The organism is Virgibacillus sp. AGTR (assembly GCF_016919725.2).
Taxonomy (GTDB): Bacteria; Bacillota; Bacilli; order Bacillales; family Amphibacillaceae; genus Virgibacillus; species Virgibacillus salarius.
In genome coordinates this window covers 40,071-60,857 of sequence record NZ_JAJERH010000004.1, presented here as the reverse complement: position 1 = coordinate 60,857, position 20,787 = coordinate 40,071, and the positions used below count along the sequence as shown (strand labels likewise).

Sequence of the window (20,787 nt, the reverse complement as noted above, 5' to 3'; positions counted from 1 at the left end):
GTTATTAAGACCGAATCCAGATCGATACGTTTGTTAGCTCTCATTTAAATTTTTTAAAGAAAAGTCTATAGTAATTCCATTATATTTAATAACAACATTGGGGTAATAAAAACGAAGAAAGGTAATAAAGTACCGAAAAATACAACTTTTAAACCTATCTTCATTCGATTTTCCCTATCATCTGAAGTGTATGCCATAATAGATAAAAATAACGTTGCTAAAAGGAGTCCCATAAGGGAAGTTTTGAATTCATTAAACCAAAGAATTCCAGAAATGAATATTACGTACATTGCAAAAAACACTAAATCGATAAATTTATATCCATTTTGCTTACTTTTTGTTCCAACTGCACGCGTTTGTTCTTTATTCATTTTCGACGTCACCTCCTATCTATGTGATATCTATAAAATGGCGCGAATACTTAAACCGTTGGTTAAATCAGTGGTTTGTAGAAAGAGCGGTTATCAAGTGCGAACATTTTCTCGGTGAATTCACCGGCGTTTGTTTTACTCAACACCTTTGTCATTGTGTTCATTTTCGCGTCGATGTTATCGATCATGTGTAAGATTTCCGCCTCCTGAATCAATGGTGTACGGGCGCTTCCCCATTCAGGTTTTCCGTGGTGGGATAGGACCATATGTTGCAACAAAGCGATTTCTTCATTGTCTTTTTCAATGGATAGTTCGTTTGCTACTTCTTTGATTTCAGACGCCATGATAGGGATGTGGCCAAGCAGGTTCCCGTCACGAGACCTTGTCGTGTCGGTTGCACTCGTAAATTCATGAATTTTTCCGATGTCATGTAGGATGACACCCGCATACAACAAGTCTTTGTTTAGTTCCGGATAAATACTGCACAACGATTTCGCGATACGTAGCATGGTCACGGTGTGATAGGCGAGACCAGAAATAAAGGCATGATGAATCGACGCCGCTGCTGGGTATACGAAGAATTCGTGATTGTAGCGCTCGATGAAAGAGCGGACGATACCTCGGATTGTCGTGTTTTGTATTTCAAAAATTGTCTGGTCGATTTCATCTTGGAGTTCTCTTTTGCTAATAGGCGCTTTTTCCATAAAATCTTCAGGTAACATCTCTTTGGTCGCATCACTGACTAGAATTTGTTGCATTTGAAGCTGGGCGCTCCCACGAAAGTCAATGATATTTGCTTTTAATTCCACGACCGTCCCGTTTGTATAGGTGGTGATATCATCTTCTGTCACGTTCCATAATTTCGCGTCAATACTGCCAGTGGTATCACCGAGTTGTAGAGTCAGAAACGGCTTACCGGCGCTTGTTGTTCCATTCGTTACGTTTTTGATTAATAGAAACCCTTCAAAGGCTTCTCCGACGTTGTAGTGGTTAATTCCTTGTGTCATTGTGTTCGTAACTCCTTTTTTCTGAGCTAATTCATCTTTTTTTTAAATTTTAAAGCGCATAAAGAAAAGGCTTTATAGTGCAAGCCCTTCTTTATTTATTTCAATGAGTAAATCATTGATTTTCTTATAATCTGGTTTTGTCGGTAGTGTGGATTCTTCAAAAACTGTTTGTAGTTTTTCATCGTAGACATTTATCATTTCTAATGCTTCATTGAATGGATAAAGTCCATTTCGACAATCCAATAACAGTTGTCTGTTTGGACGAAGCGTTTGGAAGTCACCTGTCTCCAGAATTTCAATTCCACTGGTTAATAGTCTGATACTGTGCATGAAAAATTTCGTATCGTATCCAAACTTCTGAATTAAATCTTGCCTTCCCGTTCCATTTGAATTTTTCGCTTTTAATTTCTGAATTTGAGAATAGGCATATCCGCCAAATTTCTTTTTAATCGCTTTTGATAAAAACAAATGTCGATGATCTAACAATTTCTGTCCCAAAGGCGTAATTTTTAAACAATCCTCTGGATGGACAAAAAGAATTTCGATATTATTTGGGACACCTTGCATGGCGTCTTTTACGAATTTATTAACATGAATGATGTTTACATCAATATCATCTTTTGTGTTCTTGAAGTTCTTTCCACCGCTTGTGTTGTACTCATTGAATGATTCCAATCCTAGATAATAATCAATTGGAGGGATACAAACGCCTTTATAGTCTTTATCGGAATTCTCCGTATTTGTCCCATAAGCGTAACTACCTGTCGGTGCTAACAGAATAGTTCTTTCTCCTAACCAATCTAAATTTGAATTTTCTAATTGTAAATCCATATCGAAATTCACCTCTAATTTTTTTCTTTTATGTTATTAATTTAAGAATAGCAAGAAAAGGGGAGGGGGTCTTATACAACACCTTTCCCTTTATCCCTGTATATGTTTGAATTGGTTTTTAGATTTGATGATCGTTTCTCTTGGTTTAGATGACATCTTCGGTTCTGCGCTCAAGACGTCCTTGATAAAAGCGTCTACAGATGCTTCCGTATCAATGGTGTAGACAGGAACGCTTTGTTTTTGAATCTTTTCATGAATAATGATCTGGTTTGCCCGTGGTTTTTCTCCTGGTCGTTTCACTTCGATAAAATGAACATTGCCGTCAAAAATTACGATTTGGTCTGGTACGCCGTTGACTGTACTTTTCCATTTGTAGCATAATCCACCGACGGCTTTTATTTGTTCTTTCAAGTAGGTTTCGATTTTGGATTCGCGCGGATTTTTACTCACAGATTTTCGACTCCTTCTTAGTGTAATGAATTAAGTTATTTCCGTTTTTTCCATACCAAAGGCTTCTGGATCATCACAGAACGCATCAGTAAGACAGTCGGTATCACAATATAGGTGGCCTTGAAATTCGACAATGTCGGTTCCCCGTTGTAATGGTTTGTCACAGCATTTACACGTTTCGATGATGTTTTCCTGTTCGACTGTGCCAAGATAGCCGCACTGGTTCATTTTTACAACCATTGGGTGGTCCATGGTGTTCAGCTCCTTTTTGTGTGAGTAAAAAGCGTGATGGTTATCTTTTCTGTTTAGATTTCTTATAGTTGATAGGCGACGGGTCCCGTGAGAAAAGAATATGGTGTAAAAGAATGGTATTCCTATGAACATCGTCGCGACCCATAAGATAATAAAAAAAGCGAACCCCTATGAATTGCAGGAATTCGCTTTTCAACATCTTTTTATTTGTATGTTTGCGTTATTTTTCCGTGATGATTTTCCATTCTTTTGGTTTGTTGGCGATAGGTCCTGTGTATGTGGTAGTTTCACGGAATTCTGTTTTAGGATTCTTTCGTTCCATCAATGGCATAGGTATAACTCCTTTTTAATCCCTATAAATAGGTAATTCATTGATGATGTCCGCATCACGGTCTAACATGAGCCATGTACATCTCGTTACACGGGTGAACTGTAGTAATTTTACAATGTTTTCTGGTACGTCTTCTTTGAGAAAATCACTATCCTCTATGATTGGAATAAACCAGCCGTATTCAGACTTTGGGTATACCACCAAACGAGGGTTGTTGTGAACAGTTTGTTCATTTAACCACTTGCGGTCATCATTTGTAAGATGGGCAGTAGATAAAACGAGCATGCGTGGTGTTTCATAGTCATTTGTCATGTTGTTTTATTTCCTCCTCTTTTCACCGTGGTAACATCAAGCAAAAGCACTTCTTTTGTATACTTGATCAATCCACGTCGTAAAAAAATCATGCTTCCGACAGGCGGTGCGGTATTTCATGATGAGCCGGTCGATCTTACCGGTGGAATCTATCGAACGCATATAGCTCACTTTGCCGACGAATGCCGATTTTGAAGCGAAGCCCCATTCAGTAAGTTCTTTGTCTAAATCGTTAGATTTAGAAAGTATATACAAAGCATGTCGCAAGAATCGATAATCGTTTCGGGACGGGGTCGTTTGGTTGTGATGGTTAATGCGAATCCCCGTTATTTTTCGGTATTGCTCTTTCTGCGTGCGTGTTTTGTCGGCATTTAGTTTAAAGTCTAACCCTGTATTTTTCAGCGCTTCGTAAATTTTTTGTGTCAACGCTGGTATCGTAAATCTGGATGGTACCTGACCTACATAGCTAAACGTTAAATCATCAGAATACTGGGTGAATCGGATGTTCTCAGGCAGTGTTTTCGCAAGCTCCACCCAGAAAGGTATCAGGGAGAGTCCTGCAAGAGCGCCCGAAACGGGAAGCCCCTGCGTCACACCACCGGTATTCGGGTCAATGAGCAGGCGCTTTATCACGTCTTCGTTTTGATCGTCGAGCGTCGGGTCAAGGTCACGCAACACGTCCTTGAAGTAGTCGAATTTACAAGAATCGTAGAATCCTTTGAAATCGAACTGGATGATAGGGGAATGGAGATGCGCCTGTGCGTTCGTCTGAATCGACTTATTAGGTAGATACGCATGGGCGACATGTGCCACGTCGTTTTCCTGCAACTGCTGGGCATAATAGTCCGTAAGCGTCCCGTTCCAGCCCTTTAATATGTTTTTCAATTCGGGAACCGGATCGTTGACGTCCCGGAGTTTCCCTTTATTTTTGATTTTGAATCTTCGAATCAGACGGTCGTCGGTTATGTGAAGTAGCTTTCGACCGTCTTGAATTAAGGGTAGTGTGTATGGGTTTTCGCTACTCATCGTTCTCCCTCGTTTCGTATTTGTGTCTATTAAGTTATAAATTTCTTTGTAGCATTAACTGCTTGAATCACTCTTATATTAATAGCGCCTTTAGAATATATACGTTTGATTTTCTTTTTTACTTTCGCCTCATTAATCCAATGAGAAGATCAGTTCTCTATGCAAGTACCATAATTATATTGAAGCTTTAATTGAAACATATAATTCTCCCTTATGTTAGGTTTTAGTCGGAATGTGACTTAAATTCTTTGGAAGCACTTTTGACGGTACAATTGACCTTTTATCAATAGTCAACCCTTTTTATATTGTTGAGCCTCGTATTCTTCACCTAGAACAAAGTCATAGTTGTTATGCCATTCACAATAAACAACCCTCATTTAATCACCGCATTACTTCGCATTTTTGTTTAACTGAACGTTCGTATCTAATTAAATATATTGTTTAGTTCATTTATCGTTTTCCGTGTCCTCGGAAATTTGTGCTCAGGCCCGAAGACCTCCCGATTTGGATTCGAGTCCCGGCTGTAATCATGTTAGCTCCCGGATGACGTCCCCTCGAGAGCTCATCACTAGTCCTGCACCTCAGTAATAATTTCCGAACTGAAGCTTCTCGATTATCCTGTTGCTGATTCTGATCTGATCGTAGCTCTCTACCCCAGATATCCTCTGATGCAAGATGAGTGATCCTCCATGGACGATGATATTGTCAGGACGCTCTGATCCTTTCCGATGCCAGGCTCATTGGATCGAACGCCTGCACCAACCCACACCAAATACAATCCCTTTTATCTGATATATACATCTACGTGTGGGTTGGATTTTTCATTAAGCGTCTGTCACTCAATGTTTATATTCATGAAATGGAATATGAGTTTCATATAAATTTACAAAACGATAAATTGGTCTTACGGATAGTACGCTATGGGGGTTGATGGTGTCGTATGGTCATTCGTTTGTATAAGAACCGTATACTCATCAAGATGCGTCACTCTCCTCCGGTATAATAATCGTGACCTTCGATGTGTCGCATACTCGTACATATAAATTGAAGGCTTCGATGTAATAGACGTGTTTATTTTGTTGTACGAGCCAATCCACTGCGTTTTTGTATCCTTCTAACTCATTGGTTGTTACGTTCAATAGTTTGTTGACTATATTATCTCTTTCAACCTCGGAAATTGGTGTGTTTATATAGACTCCATGCGGTGTCTGGTAAACTTGAGTAGATTTTTGAAATGTATCGTAATCACACGTAATGTAATTTTTCGCTTGTAAGTAATCAAACACCTCGGTTTCACGGTTTTCAGCTAATTCCAAAAGAGTGACCTTGTTCGGATAGTCTGTCTCAAGGACATTTCGCGTTTCTTTCATCGTATCGAGATCTACGGAGACAGTGTAAGTATCCCCTTCGGTGGGGAACGACTCTTTGTAGGTCATGATGTTTCCGTTTACTTCATATCCCACGATGCCATGCTTCTCGGCGTATTGCATACCCTTGTTTTCGTAGTTCATTAAAAGATCACTACCCCTTGTTTTTCTTTCCTTCCGTTTCTTTTGATTACCATATTTTTTATACCGCAATTGCGCGCCGATAATTGTACCGATGACAACTAATGAAATAAACGGGGGGACAACACCGATCCACAATTTCTCGAATGAAGTGATGGTTTTGTTTTGCGTTAGGTCGATTATTGGTCCGATAATCCCCTCGGCTGTCGCATACACACCCCCGAAAAGCAAGACAATAGAGGCCACTATTGGGTCAGGCATATCAATTGTCCCATTTTCCTTAATTATGTAAATAAAGAGCGTCATACTGACGAGTAATAGTAGAATGCCTATTATTATCATGTTTTCACCTCTTTTTGTTTAAACTGTTAAAACCAATATGCATGGCAGGTGAAACGTAATATGCACCGCCTATGTTTGATTCCATAAGAAGATTTTTATCGACTTCAAGTTGTATGCTTGTGTGACTTTGTTTTTCCTTCCAGGCAAAGAAGTTATCGCCTTTAGCGGCGAGTTTCATTCCTTCGACGTCTGTCCATAATTGAACTGTCTTTATGGGATGACCTCCTATTTCTACCAAATATCGCGGAAATGTAGTAGTTCTTTTTTTTTGAATTAAAAAGCGGCAGGGATTTGCACCCTGCATGAAACCTTTGTTGTTTGACATTTTGCCTGCTCCCTTTGGTTACGTAATGAGCTTAGCTGCGTCTACCTATTCCGCTACCGCTTCATTGTTGATACAGTATCACCGCGAGAGTTGCCATTTTCCCAACCCATTTACCCGCTTGACCGCTAGTTATGTTCGGTCTGCAGCCCTACTGAAACCCCGCAAATTTCACAGGCGGTTGCGTGGACTTATGGCGAACCTGACTTTATTCTTACCCCTTTTGATGAGGGTGTCTGTAAAGTCTAAAAGGGGAACCCTCGCGCTGATATCGTATTTTTTTCATAGCGTTGTTTCGAAATTTTTTAAAAATACACCTCTGTTCGCCTATATTGCCCTCGGCGAATGAGTGGCCCTTAATAGTTGGCCTATAGCAATATACAGAGGTGTCACAAGGTAACCAACCTGTTTGCGATTACACCCGATGATTCGTCATCATACACATCACATTGTAATCTTCCCCGATACCATTAGTTCACAGACAACCAGTCCGTGATGCGACTCGCCCCAGTTGCTCGTCCTGACAATAAATAAGGAGCTCAGCGCTCAGATGTGACAGGTACGGCTCACTACTAAATGTCAAAGTCTGCGAATCTTCCCGTGTACATAGAGGTGTCCCCACACATACGTACGTTGTTTGATCTGTGACCTGCTACACGTTGTAATAGGATGTTGTATACTTGGCATGCAATGAGAAAATGCAGGTATTGTTTTCTCGATTATTGTATCGGTGTTCACTTTTCATGTTATTTGAATGAACACGATTTTTCTTTTAGGGTTTTTGGGTAAAACGAAATAACAAACAGTACAATCAACTGCCATTGATGTAGTGTATACTACAATTAGGTGAATAATCCTTATTTTATTTAATGTAGAGGTACCATTTCAAAAACATCTAAAAAAGCCAATTTCTTAGCGTACAAGCAATTGGCTTCATTGCTGGAATTTGCTTAGCGTATAATTTCTCCGTTTTGTCTGCAGGAATAGAGAGTGAATGTATCAGGGTATCTTTCCTGTAATATTTTGAGTATTTTTTCCGCTCTCTTTTTGTCTTTAAATATATGACGTTCTTTTTTAAAAAGAGTCTCGGTATAGCTATTAATTGCTATGGATTTTACCCATGTACCCCTTGTATTATTTTTGATACTTGCGATATATTGTTTGGTCATAATTTCTCCTTCTTATTTCGCATTTTGTCATTTCTGCATGTGGGTCATAATAAAAAAAAAGAGGGTAGGGCTAGTTACTGGACAAGCCACTAAAGAAGTCTACAATAAATAAAGCAGGCATTTTAAGCCTGCTTCCAGTCATCCTTTTTCCTCAAATTTATGTTCAATCTTTTCCATTGCCATTATACCTTTTTCTACTAGCATGTATATAAATTTCATCATGACTAGTCCCCCGATAGAAAGAATAGAAATAACTACTATAAGCTTAAATCCCATCGAAAAGCTAACTTGAAATGTACTTACAATTGGGTAACCAAGAGCAATAATTGTAATTCCAAACCCCCATGTACAATTTACAACACGCCATAATTTCTTTTCCGAAATATGAAAGAATAAATTAAACCATACCCCCAATATAAACGCAACAATAACGTAACCAATAATTACTTTTAGCATAAAGAACACTCCTTTTTATTATCTTGCTGACCTTGAAATTTCAATCTTTCTTATACTTCCTTTATCATCGAACTCCGTATTTATACTAAAAAGGGAAAGACAATACAATAGATTTAATTGTTCATCTGTTTCATACTACCCGCGCTTTACGATTTCATTTATTTTACAATAGCTGTTTTGTATAATTTCTGTATCCTGACTATCTCTAAACTGCAAGTATCTGTCGGATAAGAAGCCATCAGGTAAGTATTGTTGGTCTGTAATCCCGTACCGAAAATTGTGCGGGTACTTATAACCGACACCATGACCGAGCTTTGATGCGCCCTGATAGTGTGCGTCTTGCAAGTGTTTTGGCACGGTTAAGTCTCGACCAGTATTTAGTGCTTCAGTTGCTCTATCCAGTGCTTTATATGCTATGTTTGACTTGGCACTGAGTGCTAATCGGACTGTAATTTGCGCGAGTGGGATGCGAGCCTCTGGTAAGCCAACCCGTTCTGCAACTGTAACGGCAGCGAGTGTTTCTTGTCCCAGCTCGGGACTTGCAAGGCTGATGTCTTCGTAAGCAATAACAAGCAACCGTCGGTTGATACTGATAAGATCGCCTGCCTGGATCAACCGTGCCAAGTAATGTAGTGCAGCGTCTGCATCGGAACCCCGTATTGATTTTTGGAATGCGGACAGTAAATTGTAATGCGAATCGCCATCTTTATCACCACCGATTTGTCGTTGCTGGAGGCAGGTGTTGATAATGTCACGATTAATAGTACATATCCCGTTTTTAGGCTCCGTAGACATCACAGCAAGCTCTAGCGTGTTAAGAGCGCTGCGGATATCACCGTTTGTTTGTTCACCAATATGATGGAGCGTCTTGTTATCAATATTTGTTTTTATATTCCCTAGTCCACGTTCAGTGTCTGTCAGTGCCACAGAGAGCCTTTCTGCGACGTTTTTGGAGCTTATGGGTTTTAGCTCGAAAATATGACTTCGCGAGCGCAAAGCAGGATTTATGCTCATATACGGATTCTCTGTGGTCGCTCCGACCATAATAAGCGAACCATCCTCGATTTGCATTAACAAAAAGTCTTGTTTCGGTTTATCGAGCCGATGCACCTCATCGATTAAAATGATGGCAGGATTTCCAGGCGCACCATCCTTGGCGATAGTCTGTAAATCTTTCTTGGAGTGAGCGCCCGCATTGAAATACCTGAACGGGACCCCGAGGTCGCCTGATAAAGCATGTGCAATGCTTGTTTTGCCTACACCCGGGGGGCCGTATAGGACAATTGAAGCGATCTGACGGCTGTTAACGATGCGAGTTAATACCTTACGATCTCCGATAAGGTGGTCTTGACCAACGACTTCGGAGAGGGAGGTAGGTCGCATACGTGTGGCAAGAGGTTGGTTCATTGTTCCTTCCAGTCCTTTCCGTCTTTTTTTTATTTCTTTTTTACAATCTAGATAATCGTTGCGATAGTCAAATACCACTATGCCTTCACGACATGTGATACTTTGATCTCCCATTAATTCAATTAATTAGCTTTTTGCTTCTTCGAGTGAGCAAGTTTTCTACTGTAACAATTGAATGTCTGAACCATAAATATGCACACTATAAAACATCGAGTTTTCGCCCATATCTTACTTATATGGGTTACTTTTTGCTATCAATAAATTTCCAATAATTCATGTTAAGTTTTGCCCCTGTAAGTGCTGCAGATGCTTGAGATAAACTACTGAACTCTATATCCTGTAATATACGGCAACAGTTTTCGTTATGGTTTTCAATGCCGCCTTGTATGATTTCATTGCGCTTGTTAATAATTGTCGAGTAATAGTTTGATTGACTTAGTGATTGGCGTATTTCTTTCATCATAAGAGACCCTCTTTTGATGATTACTGTTTTTGTAGCTTCATTATAGATTCCGTTAGCAGTCAAATCTTCAAAATGTAATTTTACGATGTGTAGCTTATGGTTTATTGGTGGGTGATTTTCGTTTATTTTCCAATATTGTTTGGCGGATAGTCCTGCGCCTGTTAGTGTAGTGAGGGCTTGAGCCAGACTGTTGAATTCAATGTTTTGGGTTAGTTGGTAATATTGTTCGTCATGGTCCTCCACGTATGCAGGAATGAGTTGTTCACGTAGGTCGCGTATGTGTTGATAACCTGTTTGGTGATGTATAGAGTTTTTCATTTCTTTCATGACAAGTGCGCCTTTTTTGACATAAACAACGCCAGTCATTCTACTGTATAACGCATGAACGCTCATGTTTTTATATCGGAACCCAGCGTATTGTAAGTCCCCACGACTCGTTTTGCTTACAAGTTGTTCTTCTGTGGCCGGTAATGTGGTTGTTGGTACAATATTTGTAATTGAATCTCGTTGAAACATGGCGATAATGTTGTCATTTTGATCGAATAATGATACATCATTTTTTGATTGTTTTATATATGCGACATTTTTAATCGTTACCACGTCATGCTTTTTCTGTACTTGGTAATGTTGAAGCATATTTCATACACTCCTTTTGTGATTAATGATCCGTTTAACAGATTATTTCTTCGATGTATTCGCCTTTCTGATAATCGTAATACCCATATATACGCTTGCCTTTATATTTGGCAATATAGGACGATATAAGGTTGTTGCCGTTGGTTGACATGGCTTGTAACTGATAGCCGTTGTTAACAAACGCGTCTGGATCTTTCATATCGCTGAAATCGAACGGTGCGTTGTTCAACCCTTTCTTAATAGTATTCGTCATGGTTATCCACTCCTTTATTGGGGTTTATTCTGGAATACATGATATTTCATTCTGAGTTCCGTCCACGACTTGATAATGTTCGGTGGTTGCATGGGACATTGGACAAGATATTCGCCCTTTTTCGCCCGGTATTCTTTCATGTCATCAGGTCGCCATCCGACATAGAATGTAACGTCTTCTTCGAGTTTAATAGCGGTGTAGCCGAATAAGTTCCGTTCACTTGGGGTTTTATGTTGGGCGTCGTAGGACTTAGCGTGTTTGATAGATTGTAAGTTTTCGTACGGTAGTGAATATAGGAGTCCGCTGATTAATGGCATTATCCTTCCTCCTTGTAAAGTTAATATAGCGTCAAGCAGGGGAGAGTGAGCCCCTGCGTTATCATGAATGGAGTTCGCTTCGTACTTTCATCAGAATTTGTCCGAGTTCATTCCTACCGTTACCTCGACAAACACCCCAATAGGTGTCCTCCCAGTGGTTACCCTCAATGAGTTCTGCATGATTTGTTTCGATTAATTTTTTGCGTAAATTTTCATTCTGGGTAAACTTTGCACGGATTATGTCAGCCATAATGTCATTTTTCACCGATTCCCAGTCGGGGCGTAGTTTTACCCGGCGTCCGAGTCGTTTGGCTTCGTTTGGTGGGAGGGAGGCGAATTCTTTTGCTCGTTCTGGCTGTTTCTGCGCCTGGAATGCTGCCTCGTTATTTTCATAACAGACTCCGTCGTACACTACAGTTGCTGGGTAAAAGTTGCTCAAAAAGTAATGTTCCCCTCGGAAACTCTCCACTTTTTCCTGTGCTTTCATAGTAGATTCCGCCTTTCTATACCTTCTTTATTGGTTTTCCAATTCCATGTTCTTTATCGCCGAGTATGTCGGATGTGTTTTTTATTTAGCATCCAGTTTTGTTTTGAGTTTTTCGATTTCTTTTTCAAGTTCTTCGGTTTTCGTGAGATTATACTCAATTTCGTGCAGAATCGGTTCAATCGTCGTCTTCGCAAAGAAGAAGAAGTTGCTGTACCTGACGTAGCGGTTCCTGCATTCCTTGAAGAACGGGATGTAAAAGTCACGGGTTTCTCTCACTTGTTTCGCCCGGTGGTTCCTGGATGAATTGCACATGGAGCTGAAATTGTGAATCCGGTCAGCCGTCTTAATCAAGGCGCTTTCGTAACGACTGGCAATACCTGCTAGGTATCGCTGCATTTCGTTTAAATTGAGCTTGTAGTCCACACTCTTTTTCTTTGTCAGGAGCAGAACAATGTCAGCAACACGGATGTTAAACTGATCCTGAACATATTCATACGTAGCCCACTCGACGTCTTCGATAAAATCGTGAAGTAGAGCGGCAGTAATGATGTCCTCGTCACTGATACCGAAATTCAATAAAATCTGCGCAACATCTACAAGATGATAATAGTAATGAAAGCCGTCGTGCCGTTTGAAGCCGTTCTCAGCGTTCATTTCAGTCAGGACTAAATCAAAGGCCCGGAGCGAGTCGGAAAAGCCCAAAATGGCGAGTTGATGCTCCAAATGAATTACTCGACTTGATTTATGGTGTTGGTTGCTGTCAAATCGTTGTTTTGTGTTTAGCGTATTCATTGTATCCATCCCCCACTGGTCTTGGTCGTACTCATCTACTATGCGTTCAGTTTCTTTTTTTTCGAGTAGGCGCTGTTTGCGACGATTGGTCTGTTTGAACATTTTGGTACTTGCGTTTCTTTTTTTGTCCATGATTTTTTCTGCGTTCTTGATGGCTACATTGGATTTAGTCTTTACCGCTTTTTGTTTCAACATGGTTACTGGCTCCTATTCGTCTATTTTTTGACGCATGAAAAAGCGATGCCTTGTAAGACACCACTTTTTTATCCTGTGATTTCAATTTCGTCTATAATTTGATAATAGTGTGGGTATCGCCCTAGTTCCGGTTGGTATACGGTAAGACTGGTTTCAAAATCACTAACTTGTGTTTCGAATTGCTGGATGTCATTCACATCGATTCTCATACCGAGATGCCAGCTGTCGGCGATGTGCTTGGGATGAACTCGGTTGCCACAGATATACCCGTGGAATGAACCGGTGTCCCAGATGCTGTTTCGAACTTGCGTTTTGGTCATTTTGCGGAGTCTATGAATTCCGCTTTTGATTTCAATTTGATTATGAATCAGACTGCAGCTCCTTCCTTTTGTTTCTCCATTTTTATAGTATTTATTGATGGGTCATCGTTTATCACCCTTTGGATGGTGCCTGTTTAACATGATTCACATGGATCAGGGTCCCGAAATCGTCGTTGCATTCGAACCCGTCAATCGGTAGGTCGTTATCAAGTACGTATTTCATACGTTCCATATCACCAATGTTTTGCGGGATTATGGTGCCAAGGCATGTGTTACGCTGTGTGACTTCGAATGCGTACAAAGTGTCGTCGTATTGGTGCGTCCGCACTCGCACGCCGTGAGAGAGATTCCACGACAGGTTTTTAAATGTGCGCGGACTCGGTGCGGAGGATATTCCGTTTTCTGTCATGCCTTATGGTTCCTTCTTTTATTATTTGGTTTTCATTACGGCGTAGGCGACACTGATGGCATCCCCCATGGCGTATGTTTCGGGAATGTGATACTTGAATTTTTCATATAGATCCCTTTCCGAGAAGTATAAAGACCTCCAAATGTCATCCCGTCCAGATAAATGCTTACCCATCAGGTTTTGATTGTAATCCCGACGGAACGCGTCGTATTCCGGGTTCCAGAACATCATCGACCATATGCGCATTATGTGTCTGCGGTGATGCCAGGATGTATAGGTCTGGACGATGAGTACGGCAAGTGTCTTGTTGTCCTTGCACCGCTGATATAGGTCGTTTTTGAATTCGCCTCGTTTGCTCCTGTATTTCCGTTTAAGTATTTTACTCATTGTTTTCGCCTCCGTATTGGGGAATTCGTCTTCGTCCCCATTCAGACTGGGTACGTTTGTTATGATGAATTACTACCTTTTTTCATCTTCAGAGCTGTCTGTGCCACATGATGGAGGATGTCACACAGACGTTTGACTTTGAATTCGTTTAATATAAATAACGCCCTTGTATGGTTTACAAGGGCGTTATTTTTTTTGGTTTTATTATGCTTGAATGAATATCCAATGTTCAATATTAGATTGATTGTTTTTATTCACAATGCAGTTTCTATGAGAACAATGTATACCGTTGTTAGTGTAAGAAAGAACATGTTCCCTACTTCCTTCACATGCGATGTGTTTATCATAACCATCATCTGTTTTTAACGTTCCTTCTTGTGTAGTAATGGCTTTTAAAATCAAGGACATGTGTTTATCAACCCTTTCTATTAATCTATACCCTCCGGTATAGAGGGTGTAGATTAGATATTCGACCAGGAACGGAACGTATGCGCCAGAATGTCTGTGTAGGCGTCGAGATCAAGTGAGCCTATCATCTGGAGGGCCGTTTCATTTGGCAAATCTACGATAGATTGATTGTAGATACCGATATGTTGGTTTTGAGGCATAGTACGAATCTTCTGCGTTTTCGCTTCGTCTTTATGATGGGCAGATGCCGGATTATCGTTGTGCGCCTTCAAATCAAGCCCGTTTTCGACAAGAATTTGGAGGGCGTCCTCATCATGTTCCCACAAGTCGTTCCGCATGCGTTCACCGTTTTGGTATTCTTTCTCGCGTTTTACCCACGTCTTTTTATCGATCACGCGGCGCGTAGCTAGATAAACCTCCTGACGGACAGATTCGCTCACTTCTTTTATTAAGAAAATGCGGTTGTAATGTTGCAGGTTTTTAATCATCGTTTCTCCAGTGTGTTTGTTCATTAGCTTTGCATAGGTGTAGCGATGTGTTCCTGTGGAGCTTGCGACAATCCACTGGAAGAACTTGAGTGCTTCCTGCGGTGTATCTTTCTGGATGTGCTCTTGGATGAATTCGTGGAACATTTTCTCCGCATGCTCCCGGTCGAATGCATGGTTAGCCGGGTTTTTTAGCCGTTCATCGGCAAGGTATTTCGCCAGGATATGGTCAATAATAGCTGCATGGTCTAAACTTTGCGTCGGCTGCGGACCACCCCATGAGTTGAGGGTTCCGCCTTTTGCCGATGTGATTCCCCCGTCGTAGACTTCCAGACGGTTGTTCGAATCTTTAGAGACAAAGCGATCAAGGCGTTCCGGCCCGATGCCAATGTACATGTCTTTGGCGATGTCTTCGAGAATACGGTCATTTACTTCGGCAGAAATTCCCATTGTGTATAGCCCGTCGGTGTTGGTACTTGGCACGCGGGCGCCAGCGAGTGCTTGCGCCTGACCGATACGCCAGGCAAAAAGCTGTCCGATAATTCTCATCGAGATCACGGCATTGTTTGCTCGGATGTTGTTGTCGAACGTAGCGTCTCCCGCACCGGATGCCGCGTTAATCAAGAGTTTACGTGATTCTTGCTCAATTTGAGCAAGATCGCGCTGTTCCTGTGTAAGTGACATATCCTTGGCTTCTTTCTTTTTCTTGAGACGCGTCAGGAACAATTCGTAATACGGGTCAGCCGGATCGCCATTGTCTTTGTATCCGTGATAGCTTGGGTTGATAAACACGGATAAACGTGATAACAACAATGGATAGTAAGACGTGAAATCTTCGTGATGGCTTGGTCCGACACTTACGAACGTATATTTCTTCTTAACTTCCCAGTTACCAGATGCGTTCTTCTGGAATAGTTCGACTGGTTGTACATCGCGCCATACGGCTTTCTTTTTCGTAGAACCGGATTTTACGAACTCACGAATCTTAATCGTGCCATCGTCTTTGATTTTGCCGGCTACACGCTCGGTCAATTCAAAGTATTCCGGTAACGTGATGTAGGTAGGTCCGTTTAATGCGTCTGTTGCAGACGGATAAAGACTCTCGACGTAATCTTGAATCGCCTTTTCGTTTTGATACTCTGTTAGGTCACGGTTATATAACGTGGTGTTGACTTCCGCCCCGTGGATACCACCGATAGAGAAGTTGGCTAAGCAAGAAGAACGGTACACATTTCCGTTTTCATCTTTATGATGATAAAACAGGTTGGTGTTGTACTTTGCCATCAATCCTCGAATGTACTGGTTATTTTTTGCTTCCATGGATTCACTACCATAATGCTGCATGTACGCTTTGGAGGCGTTGAAGTTATGACCACGAATGTTGTCATAAAAATTATAGACTTCCATGAAATCCTTGTGAGCCTGATGTTCAGGGTCCGCCGTCACGTTTTCTTCAAAGAATTTCTTCGTGTCCTCTAGAATGTCAGACTGCTCTATACCTAACTTTTTTGCTTCTAATTTAGACGGATAAACGAGTGAGACTGCCGGGATGTCTTTGATCGGCTTGTACGGTGCAATAGCATACTCAACGAACTTCGCACTCGTCGAGTCACGGGCGAGACGATCTTTCCGGATATTCGTGTAATTCCCTTCGTCTACGGGTAATTCCTGACCGTTCTGGGCATACCCTCTCTTTTGTCCGTAAATTGTCGCAGGGAACGTTTTGAGTAATTGTCCACGCACGTTAAATGCATTCTGGTAGACTTTATGCTCGAACAGAAGTTGCAGGTTCACGACATCGGAAATGTTGTACGCTAATAAGTCTGCAAATTCCTCCAGGTTGTTGATTTTTGTATCGTTTTCGAGTTTTTCGGATTCCATGATCTGAAGCCCAAGCATGCCGAGTAAACGTTTGAGGCCTACTTTTTGTAATTTTTCATTCAAACGCGCCACGTCAATATAGCGTCCAGTGAGTAGCCAGCTCTTTCGTAAAATCCATCCTGGTTTTGTGAAATCCCCGAAGGAATCAGGGTGAGAACCGGGAACATGTGCCAGTCTCATCGCCATTCTTGATTTCCAGCTATCCTCAAATAATTCATCGTTAAAATTACGAATCATATTTGCCGTGAACGGAATATTTGAACCCCATTGCACCGGACGATTAGTATAATCACAACCGAAATGTTGGTCATGCAATTCGGACAGTATATAAGCAAGGACAGTTAAATCGTAATTCGTAGAGTTATAACCGAACCGATAGCCTTGACGGTTTTCATCGTAATCCGGATCGGTTTGCTTGACCGGAAAGAAGGCAGGATCGTACTGCAATCCACCACCTTCTTTGTGGCGTTCGTCGATGCGAGCATTCAAATAAGTGGTCTGATTAGCAAGACCCATACGTTTTGCAAAGCTCTGTAAACCGAGAACACTGTGCGTATTTCCATTTTGTCCGACATATTCATTAATACACCCGGTGTGTTTAATATTCTCAAATACGATTTCGGTTCCCGTGTTTTTGAGTCTCGGGTGTAGGTTGTAGATGTATTGTCGGATATAGTCCTCATCGGATTCCCCTTGGATAATGCCGTCATCGTCCAGATAAGATAAGATAATGGCATTCATGTCCGGGTGAGGGAGCCACCAGGCGACTGTGAATACATTAGATAGTGATTCGACATCATAAAACATGTCGTCGTGTTTATACCTGTAAGGCATGCGTATCGTTCCTTTCCGTGTTTTTCAGTTTATGTGTGTGGTCGTTCATACGTAATAAATATAAAGGTGCGTCATCTCATAACGGTATGACGCACCGTTTGTGTTTATAATCGAAGGAATCCTCTATATGTCTTCTTACGCGGAAAATCTCGCTTTTTCTGGTCGATTGATCCGTTATATGAAGGATCCACCCAACTAGTCAGATTTCCACCCCTATCTGGCTTATCAAGTCCATATTGCGTAATAAGGGGTTCGTCTGCGTCCATTCGTTTATCTGAGCGGACTTTATCGTTTTGACCTGTTTTCGGTTCCCATGGGTCTTCCAACGTGTAAATTACGTTGGTTAAGGTGTCGCTAAATGCTCGCTTGGACATAACTTTACCGCTTGGATTATTAATGTCGAACCATTTGACGAATAAGTCATACAAGAACTGTGTTGGTAGTAAATCCCACACGAATTCTTCACGGAGCTCGTTCCAGAATTCCAGAACAGGGTTGTTTTTCTCTTTGTACGATTCCAACAGAACTGCAGAGCTTTGTGGTGTGATGTACTCGTCGAATTCCATGTTTAATGCTTTGAATAAAACGTATTGCAGGACGGCGGTTTCATGGATGTAGTCGGTCTTGATGTATTTTCGTTCACCATTGTTCGTGAAGGATTTCAGGAACGGTACAATGATAAGTCTACGGTAAAAAGAATCGGATTTATCTTTCGTCTTTGGTAGGCCGTTCATCATTTGGATGTTTGTGCCTAGAAATTGAATTCGTAGTGGTTTTTCGTATTTTCGGTTAATGTTGATGTCATCACCCGTAACACTTGCCTTATAGTCTTTAATTGAGTCAATAAAGACGTTTACGTCGTTTTCATCTGATATGTTGGCGGCAGATCCCACCAAGGTTTCTTTTAAAAATTCATGGTTGAAATCCGCAACGGATAATGACGCGTAATTTCCTTTTCCGAGCAGGTTCTTGATGAGTTGTCCGATGGTCCCTTTTCCATTGTTTCCTTTTTCAGAATAAAACCAGATGGATTTATAACGAGAATAGTGTGGTTGTAAACAATCAGCGATGACTTGCCATATGAGTGTTGCGGCGTCATCATCGACAGCTAACTCCTTGATCCATGATTCTACATCCCATTGATAGCCGTCTGGTGCAGTAAGAACTGGATTAATCGGATTGTCAATATAATCCACAGGAATTTTCGTTAGGTAGACGTATTCAGGGCTGAAATCTAGCAATTTTCCAGCTCGTTGATCGTAGATGCCATTTTTTACAACAAATAAATGCCGGTCTTTCGTTTGTTCGATTGTCGGAGCTGATCGTTCAATCTTATCCAGGACGTCCTGCATATCCTTGTTTTTGAAATTGGGTACAATTCGTTCCATGATTTCATACATGTATTTGGTGTTGGTGACATACGTACCATATTTATCTGACGATTTTTCGTTAATGTAAATACCGAGCAATGTGTCGTCTGTCCGATCGGTCATTTGTATGTTTTTGAATATGAACAAGGTCATCAGGATGATGGCCACTTCATCAAACGTTAATTTATCTGGGATTCGCTTTTTTCCCGATTTATACGTTAAGTTAAATTCTTCTACGCTTTTAATTTTGGCTTTTAATGCGCCGATACCGAGATCTAATAGAAACGTCATATCGATACCATCAGGTACAGTCACGCCTGATAGGTAAGAGATCAAATAGTCTGCTAGATAATCAGGTATATAAATTCCTTTTGGAAGTGATGGTAGTTTTATGGCAGTAACAGTAGCAGTTGACATCGTTCGTTCCGTCTCCTTTCTTATCGCTTTTCCGTGTTATTGTTTGGTGTTTTCTTCTATATTTCTAGTTCTTACTTTAAAATTGTTTTATCCGTAAATAGGTTATCTATCATCTGTACGGTCCGTTCCCCCTTTCTTTTTAAACGTGTTTCCAACATGGTATAAAACGGTGTCAAGTCAAGGTCATAAAATGCATAACCGTAAAGCGTGAGCAGGTCGTTTGCATGAATTACATTCGGGATGAATGCTCCCGTTTCCCAATTTCGAATAGAACGATACGATACTTCGCAGATTTCTGCGACTGCAGCACCAGAATATCCGCAATGTTGACGCATGTCTTGCAACGAAAGATTAGTTATTGGTTTACCCACCTGCATTTTGTTCTGTAACGCGTTGTCTATTCTTTGTTGTATGGAGGTACGATCTTTTCGTGCGGTGTAAAGTGTAAGGTCTAGGTCGTAAAACGAATGGTCGTAAATCTGCAGTAAGTCATGCACATTCACGATGTTAGGTATTGTCGTTCCTTTTTCCCAGTTCCGAAGAGAGCGGTAGGTTGTCCTGCAAAACTGGGCGACAACCGATCCGGTTATTCTGGAAGATAGGCGCATGTCATATAAGGATATTTGTTTTGCTTTTACACTGTCGATTACTGACATATAGATTCCCTCCTTCATCACTTTCCGATTCGTCTGTATGGTTAAATGTGGTAATTTATCTCACCCCATGCCCAGTATATAGAGGTGGGAGAAAGTATTGCAAAAAAATTTTATAAAAAATCTTTCACAAATGTGCAAGTATTTTCCTATATCGGGGTTGACATTTTTATTTTTTGGTGTATGTTGCTTTTTCTGGATATTACATGGCGAATGGTTACCGTAAATCCTGCATTGAAGGTCTTATGAGTGGCGTGAAGACGTTTCGTTTTCAACTTATGTGTGACTGTTTGATTGTATAAAATAGGTACAACTAAACCCTTTCGATTTAAGTGTTTAGTTGGTTATGTTCCTTTGTTCCTTCCTTTAATAAGAAAAGGACATAGTAATTCATTTATTGCTGTATATTCCACATCGATATATACCTACCACACCCATTTATATTTCCAAATGTTAAACAAATAAGCAGTAAAACGAACATATGATTGTATATTATGAGGTCTTTTTTGTTCCTGTTTTTGTTCCTTTTTCCCATATAATGTTCCTTTTTTGTCGATATGTTCCTTTTTTGAGGTCGATTTTGCATACATGCAAGTAGTTTTAAGGCTTTCCGCTCCTCTAAGGTCACGCGAACAAATGATTCGTTTTGCATATATGCAAGTGTTTTTTGGAACTTTGTTCCTTTTTACCCTAAAA

22 protein-coding genes are annotated in these 20,787 nt (G+C 40.8%); all 22 read right to left on the bottom strand.

What is annotated here, in order from left to right; translation table 11 throughout:
• Positions 1–65 precede the first annotated feature (65 nt).
• Positions 66–371, bottom strand: a complete 306-nt coding sequence (locus JUJ52_RS03020; protein ID WP_228088705.1) for a hypothetical protein — start codon at positions 369–371, stop codon at positions 66–68.
• A gap of 62 nt (positions 372–433) precedes the next feature.
• Positions 434–1,378 (bottom strand): HD domain-containing protein, encoded by a 945-nt coding sequence (locus tag JUJ52_RS03015; protein WP_228088704.1) that lies wholly within the window; start codon positions 1,376–1,378, stop codon positions 434–436.
• Between the two features lie 72 nt (positions 1,379–1,450).
• Entirely contained in the window at positions 1,451–2,209 is a 759-nt protein-coding gene (locus JUJ52_RS03010) for a nucleotidyltransferase domain-containing protein (protein WP_228088703.1), read from the bottom strand.
• 90 nt (positions 2,210–2,299) lie between these two features.
• The gene (locus tag JUJ52_RS03005; protein ID WP_228088702.1) at positions 2,300–2,659 is read right to left on the bottom strand and encodes a PDDEXK family nuclease; all 360 of its coding nucleotides are present in this window, start codon (positions 2,657–2,659) and stop codon (positions 2,300–2,302) included.
• Positions 2,660–2,689: 30 nt separating this feature from the next.
• Positions 2,690–2,911: a hypothetical protein gene (locus JUJ52_RS03000; RefSeq protein WP_228088701.1), complete on the bottom strand. Its 222-nt coding sequence runs from the start codon at positions 2,909–2,911 to the stop codon at positions 2,690–2,692.
• Between the two features lie 346 nt (positions 2,912–3,257).
• Entirely contained in the window at positions 3,258–3,554 is a 297-nt protein-coding gene (locus JUJ52_RS02995) for a DUF5983 family protein (RefSeq protein WP_228088700.1), read from the bottom strand.
• A 36-nt stretch (positions 3,555–3,590) separates the two neighbouring features.
• The gene (locus tag JUJ52_RS02990) at positions 3,591–4,580 is read right to left on the bottom strand and encodes an RNA-dependent RNA polymerase family protein (RefSeq protein WP_228088699.1); all 990 of its coding nucleotides are present in this window, start codon (positions 4,578–4,580) and stop codon (positions 3,591–3,593) included.
• Positions 4,581–5,554: 974 nt separating this feature from the next.
• Complete coding sequence (locus JUJ52_RS02985; protein WP_228088698.1) at positions 5,555–6,430, bottom strand: hypothetical protein; 876 nt, start codon at positions 6,428–6,430, stop codon at positions 5,555–5,557.
• Positions 6,431–6,434: 4 nt separating this feature from the next.
• A complete protein-coding gene (locus JUJ52_RS02980; RefSeq protein ID WP_228088697.1) occupies positions 6,435–6,755 on the bottom strand; it encodes a hypothetical protein in 321 nt (106 codons plus the stop codon).
• Positions 6,756–7,702: 947 nt separating this feature from the next.
• The gene (locus JUJ52_RS02975; RefSeq protein ID WP_228088696.1) at positions 7,703–7,921 is read right to left on the bottom strand and encodes a hypothetical protein; all 219 of its coding nucleotides are present in this window, start codon (positions 7,919–7,921) and stop codon (positions 7,703–7,705) included.
• 138 nt (positions 7,922–8,059) lie between these two features.
• A complete protein-coding gene (locus JUJ52_RS02970; RefSeq protein ID WP_228088695.1) occupies positions 8,060–8,377 on the bottom strand; it encodes a hypothetical protein in 318 nt (105 codons plus the stop codon).
• Between the two features lie 135 nt (positions 8,378–8,512).
• Complete coding sequence (locus JUJ52_RS02965; protein WP_374487955.1) at positions 8,513–9,784, bottom strand: replication-associated recombination protein A; 1,272 nt, start codon at positions 9,782–9,784, stop codon at positions 8,513–8,515.
• 241 nt (positions 9,785–10,025) lie between these two features.
• A complete protein-coding gene (locus tag JUJ52_RS02960; RefSeq protein ID WP_228088693.1) occupies positions 10,026–10,883 on the bottom strand; it encodes a hypothetical protein in 858 nt (285 codons plus the stop codon).
• Between the two features lie 34 nt (positions 10,884–10,917).
• On the bottom strand, positions 10,918–11,136 hold the full coding sequence (locus JUJ52_RS02955) for a hypothetical protein (RefSeq protein WP_228088692.1): 219 nt from the start codon (positions 11,134–11,136) through the stop codon (positions 10,918–10,920).
• 14 nt (positions 11,137–11,150) lie between these two features.
• The gene (locus tag JUJ52_RS02950; RefSeq protein WP_228088691.1) at positions 11,151–11,453 is read right to left on the bottom strand and encodes a hypothetical protein; all 303 of its coding nucleotides are present in this window, start codon (positions 11,451–11,453) and stop codon (positions 11,151–11,153) included.
• Positions 11,454–11,514: 61 nt separating this feature from the next.
• Complete coding sequence (locus tag JUJ52_RS02945) at positions 11,515–11,940, bottom strand: riboflavin biosynthesis intermediates N-glycosidase (protein WP_228088690.1); 426 nt, start codon at positions 11,938–11,940, stop codon at positions 11,515–11,517.
• Between the two features lie 81 nt (positions 11,941–12,021).
• On the bottom strand, positions 12,022–12,927 hold the full coding sequence (locus JUJ52_RS02940; RefSeq protein ID WP_228088689.1) for an HD domain-containing protein: 906 nt from the start codon (positions 12,925–12,927) through the stop codon (positions 12,022–12,024).
• A gap of 68 nt (positions 12,928–12,995) precedes the next feature.
• Positions 12,996–13,136 carry a hypothetical protein gene (locus tag JUJ52_RS02935; protein ID WP_228088688.1) on the bottom strand — a complete coding sequence of 47 codons (141 nt, stop codon included), beginning with the start codon at positions 13,134–13,136 and terminating at the stop codon, positions 12,996–12,998.
• Between the two features lie 541 nt (positions 13,137–13,677).
• Complete coding sequence (locus JUJ52_RS02930) at positions 13,678–14,043, bottom strand: hypothetical protein (RefSeq protein WP_228088687.1); 366 nt, start codon at positions 14,041–14,043, stop codon at positions 13,678–13,680.
• A 461-nt stretch (positions 14,044–14,504) separates the two neighbouring features.
• Complete coding sequence (locus JUJ52_RS02925) at positions 14,505–17,651, bottom strand: hypothetical protein (RefSeq protein WP_228088686.1); 3,147 nt, start codon at positions 17,649–17,651, stop codon at positions 14,505–14,507.
• A gap of 104 nt (positions 17,652–17,755) precedes the next feature.
• Positions 17,756–19,438, bottom strand: coding sequence for a DNA primase family protein (locus JUJ52_RS02920; RefSeq protein WP_228088685.1), 1,683 nt, complete (start codon positions 19,436–19,438; stop codon positions 17,756–17,758).
• Positions 19,439–19,509: 71 nt separating this feature from the next.
• Positions 19,510–20,094, bottom strand: coding sequence for a helix-turn-helix domain-containing protein (locus JUJ52_RS02915; protein ID WP_228088684.1), 585 nt, complete (start codon positions 20,092–20,094; stop codon positions 19,510–19,512).
• Positions 20,095–20,787 lie beyond the last annotated feature (693 nt).

What these genes read in the sequence shown, in the direction of transcription:
- JUJ52_RS03020 (WP_228088705.1), bottom strand. Translation starts at nt 371, where the DNA reads ATGAATAAAGAACAAACGCGTGCAGTTGGAACAAAAAGTAAGCAAAAT.
- JUJ52_RS03015 (WP_228088704.1), bottom strand. Translation starts at nt 1,378, where the DNA reads ATGACACAAGGAATTAACCACTACAACGTCGGAGAAGCCTTTGAAGGG.
- JUJ52_RS03010 (WP_228088703.1), bottom strand. Translation starts at nt 2,209, where the DNA reads ATGGATTTACAATTAGAAAATTCAAATTTAGATTGGTTAGGAGAAAGA.
- JUJ52_RS03000 (WP_228088701.1), bottom strand. Translation starts at nt 2,911, where the DNA reads ATGGACCACCCAATGGTTGTAAAAATGAACCAGTGCGGCTATCTTGGC.
- JUJ52_RS02995 (WP_228088700.1), bottom strand. Translation starts at nt 3,554, where the DNA reads ATGACAAATGACTATGAAACACCACGCATGCTCGTTTTATCTACTGCC.
- JUJ52_RS02990 (WP_228088699.1), bottom strand. Translation starts at nt 4,580, where the DNA reads ATGAGTAGCGAAAACCCATACACACTACCCTTAATTCAAGACGGTCGA.
- JUJ52_RS02985 (WP_228088698.1), bottom strand. Translation starts at nt 6,430, where the DNA reads ATGATAATAATAGGCATTCTACTATTACTCGTCAGTATGACGCTCTTT.
- JUJ52_RS02980 (WP_228088697.1), bottom strand. Translation starts at nt 6,755, where the DNA reads ATGTCAAACAACAAAGGTTTCATGCAGGGTGCAAATCCCTGCCGCTTT.
- JUJ52_RS02975 (WP_228088696.1), bottom strand. Translation starts at nt 7,921, where the DNA reads ATGACCAAACAATATATCGCAAGTATCAAAAATAATACAAGGGGTACA.
- JUJ52_RS02970 (WP_228088695.1), bottom strand. Translation starts at nt 8,377, where the DNA reads ATGCTAAAAGTAATTATTGGTTACGTTATTGTTGCGTTTATATTGGGG.
- JUJ52_RS02965 (WP_374487955.1), bottom strand. Translation starts at nt 9,784, where the DNA reads ATGAACCAACCTCTTGCCACACGTATGCGACCTACCTCCCTCTCCGAA.
- JUJ52_RS02960 (WP_228088693.1), bottom strand. Translation starts at nt 10,883, where the DNA reads ATGCTTCAACATTACCAAGTACAGAAAAAGCATGACGTGGTAACGATT.
- JUJ52_RS02955 (WP_228088692.1), bottom strand. Translation starts at nt 11,136, where the DNA reads ATGACGAATACTATTAAGAAAGGGTTGAACAACGCACCGTTCGATTTC.
- JUJ52_RS02950 (WP_228088691.1), bottom strand. Translation starts at nt 11,453, where the DNA reads ATGCCATTAATCAGCGGACTCCTATATTCACTACCGTACGAAAACTTA.
- JUJ52_RS02945 (WP_228088690.1), bottom strand. Translation starts at nt 11,940, where the DNA reads ATGAAAGCACAGGAAAAAGTGGAGAGTTTCCGAGGGGAACATTACTTT.
- JUJ52_RS02940 (WP_228088689.1), bottom strand. Translation starts at nt 12,927, where the DNA reads ATGTTGAAACAAAAAGCGGTAAAGACTAAATCCAATGTAGCCATCAAG.
- JUJ52_RS02935 (WP_228088688.1), bottom strand. Translation starts at nt 13,136, where the DNA reads ATGAGAATCGATGTGAATGACATCCAGCAATTCGAAACACAAGTTAGT.
- JUJ52_RS02930 (WP_228088687.1), bottom strand. Translation starts at nt 14,043, where the DNA reads ATGAGTAAAATACTTAAACGGAAATACAGGAGCAAACGAGGCGAATTC.
- JUJ52_RS02925 (WP_228088686.1), bottom strand. Translation starts at nt 17,651, where the DNA reads ATGCCTTACAGGTATAAACACGACGACATGTTTTATGATGTCGAATCA.
- JUJ52_RS02920 (WP_228088685.1), bottom strand. Translation starts at nt 19,438, where the DNA reads ATGTCAACTGCTACTGTTACTGCCATAAAACTACCATCACTTCCAAAA.
- JUJ52_RS02915 (WP_228088684.1), bottom strand. Translation starts at nt 20,094, where the DNA reads ATGTCAGTAATCGACAGTGTAAAAGCAAAACAAATATCCTTATATGAC.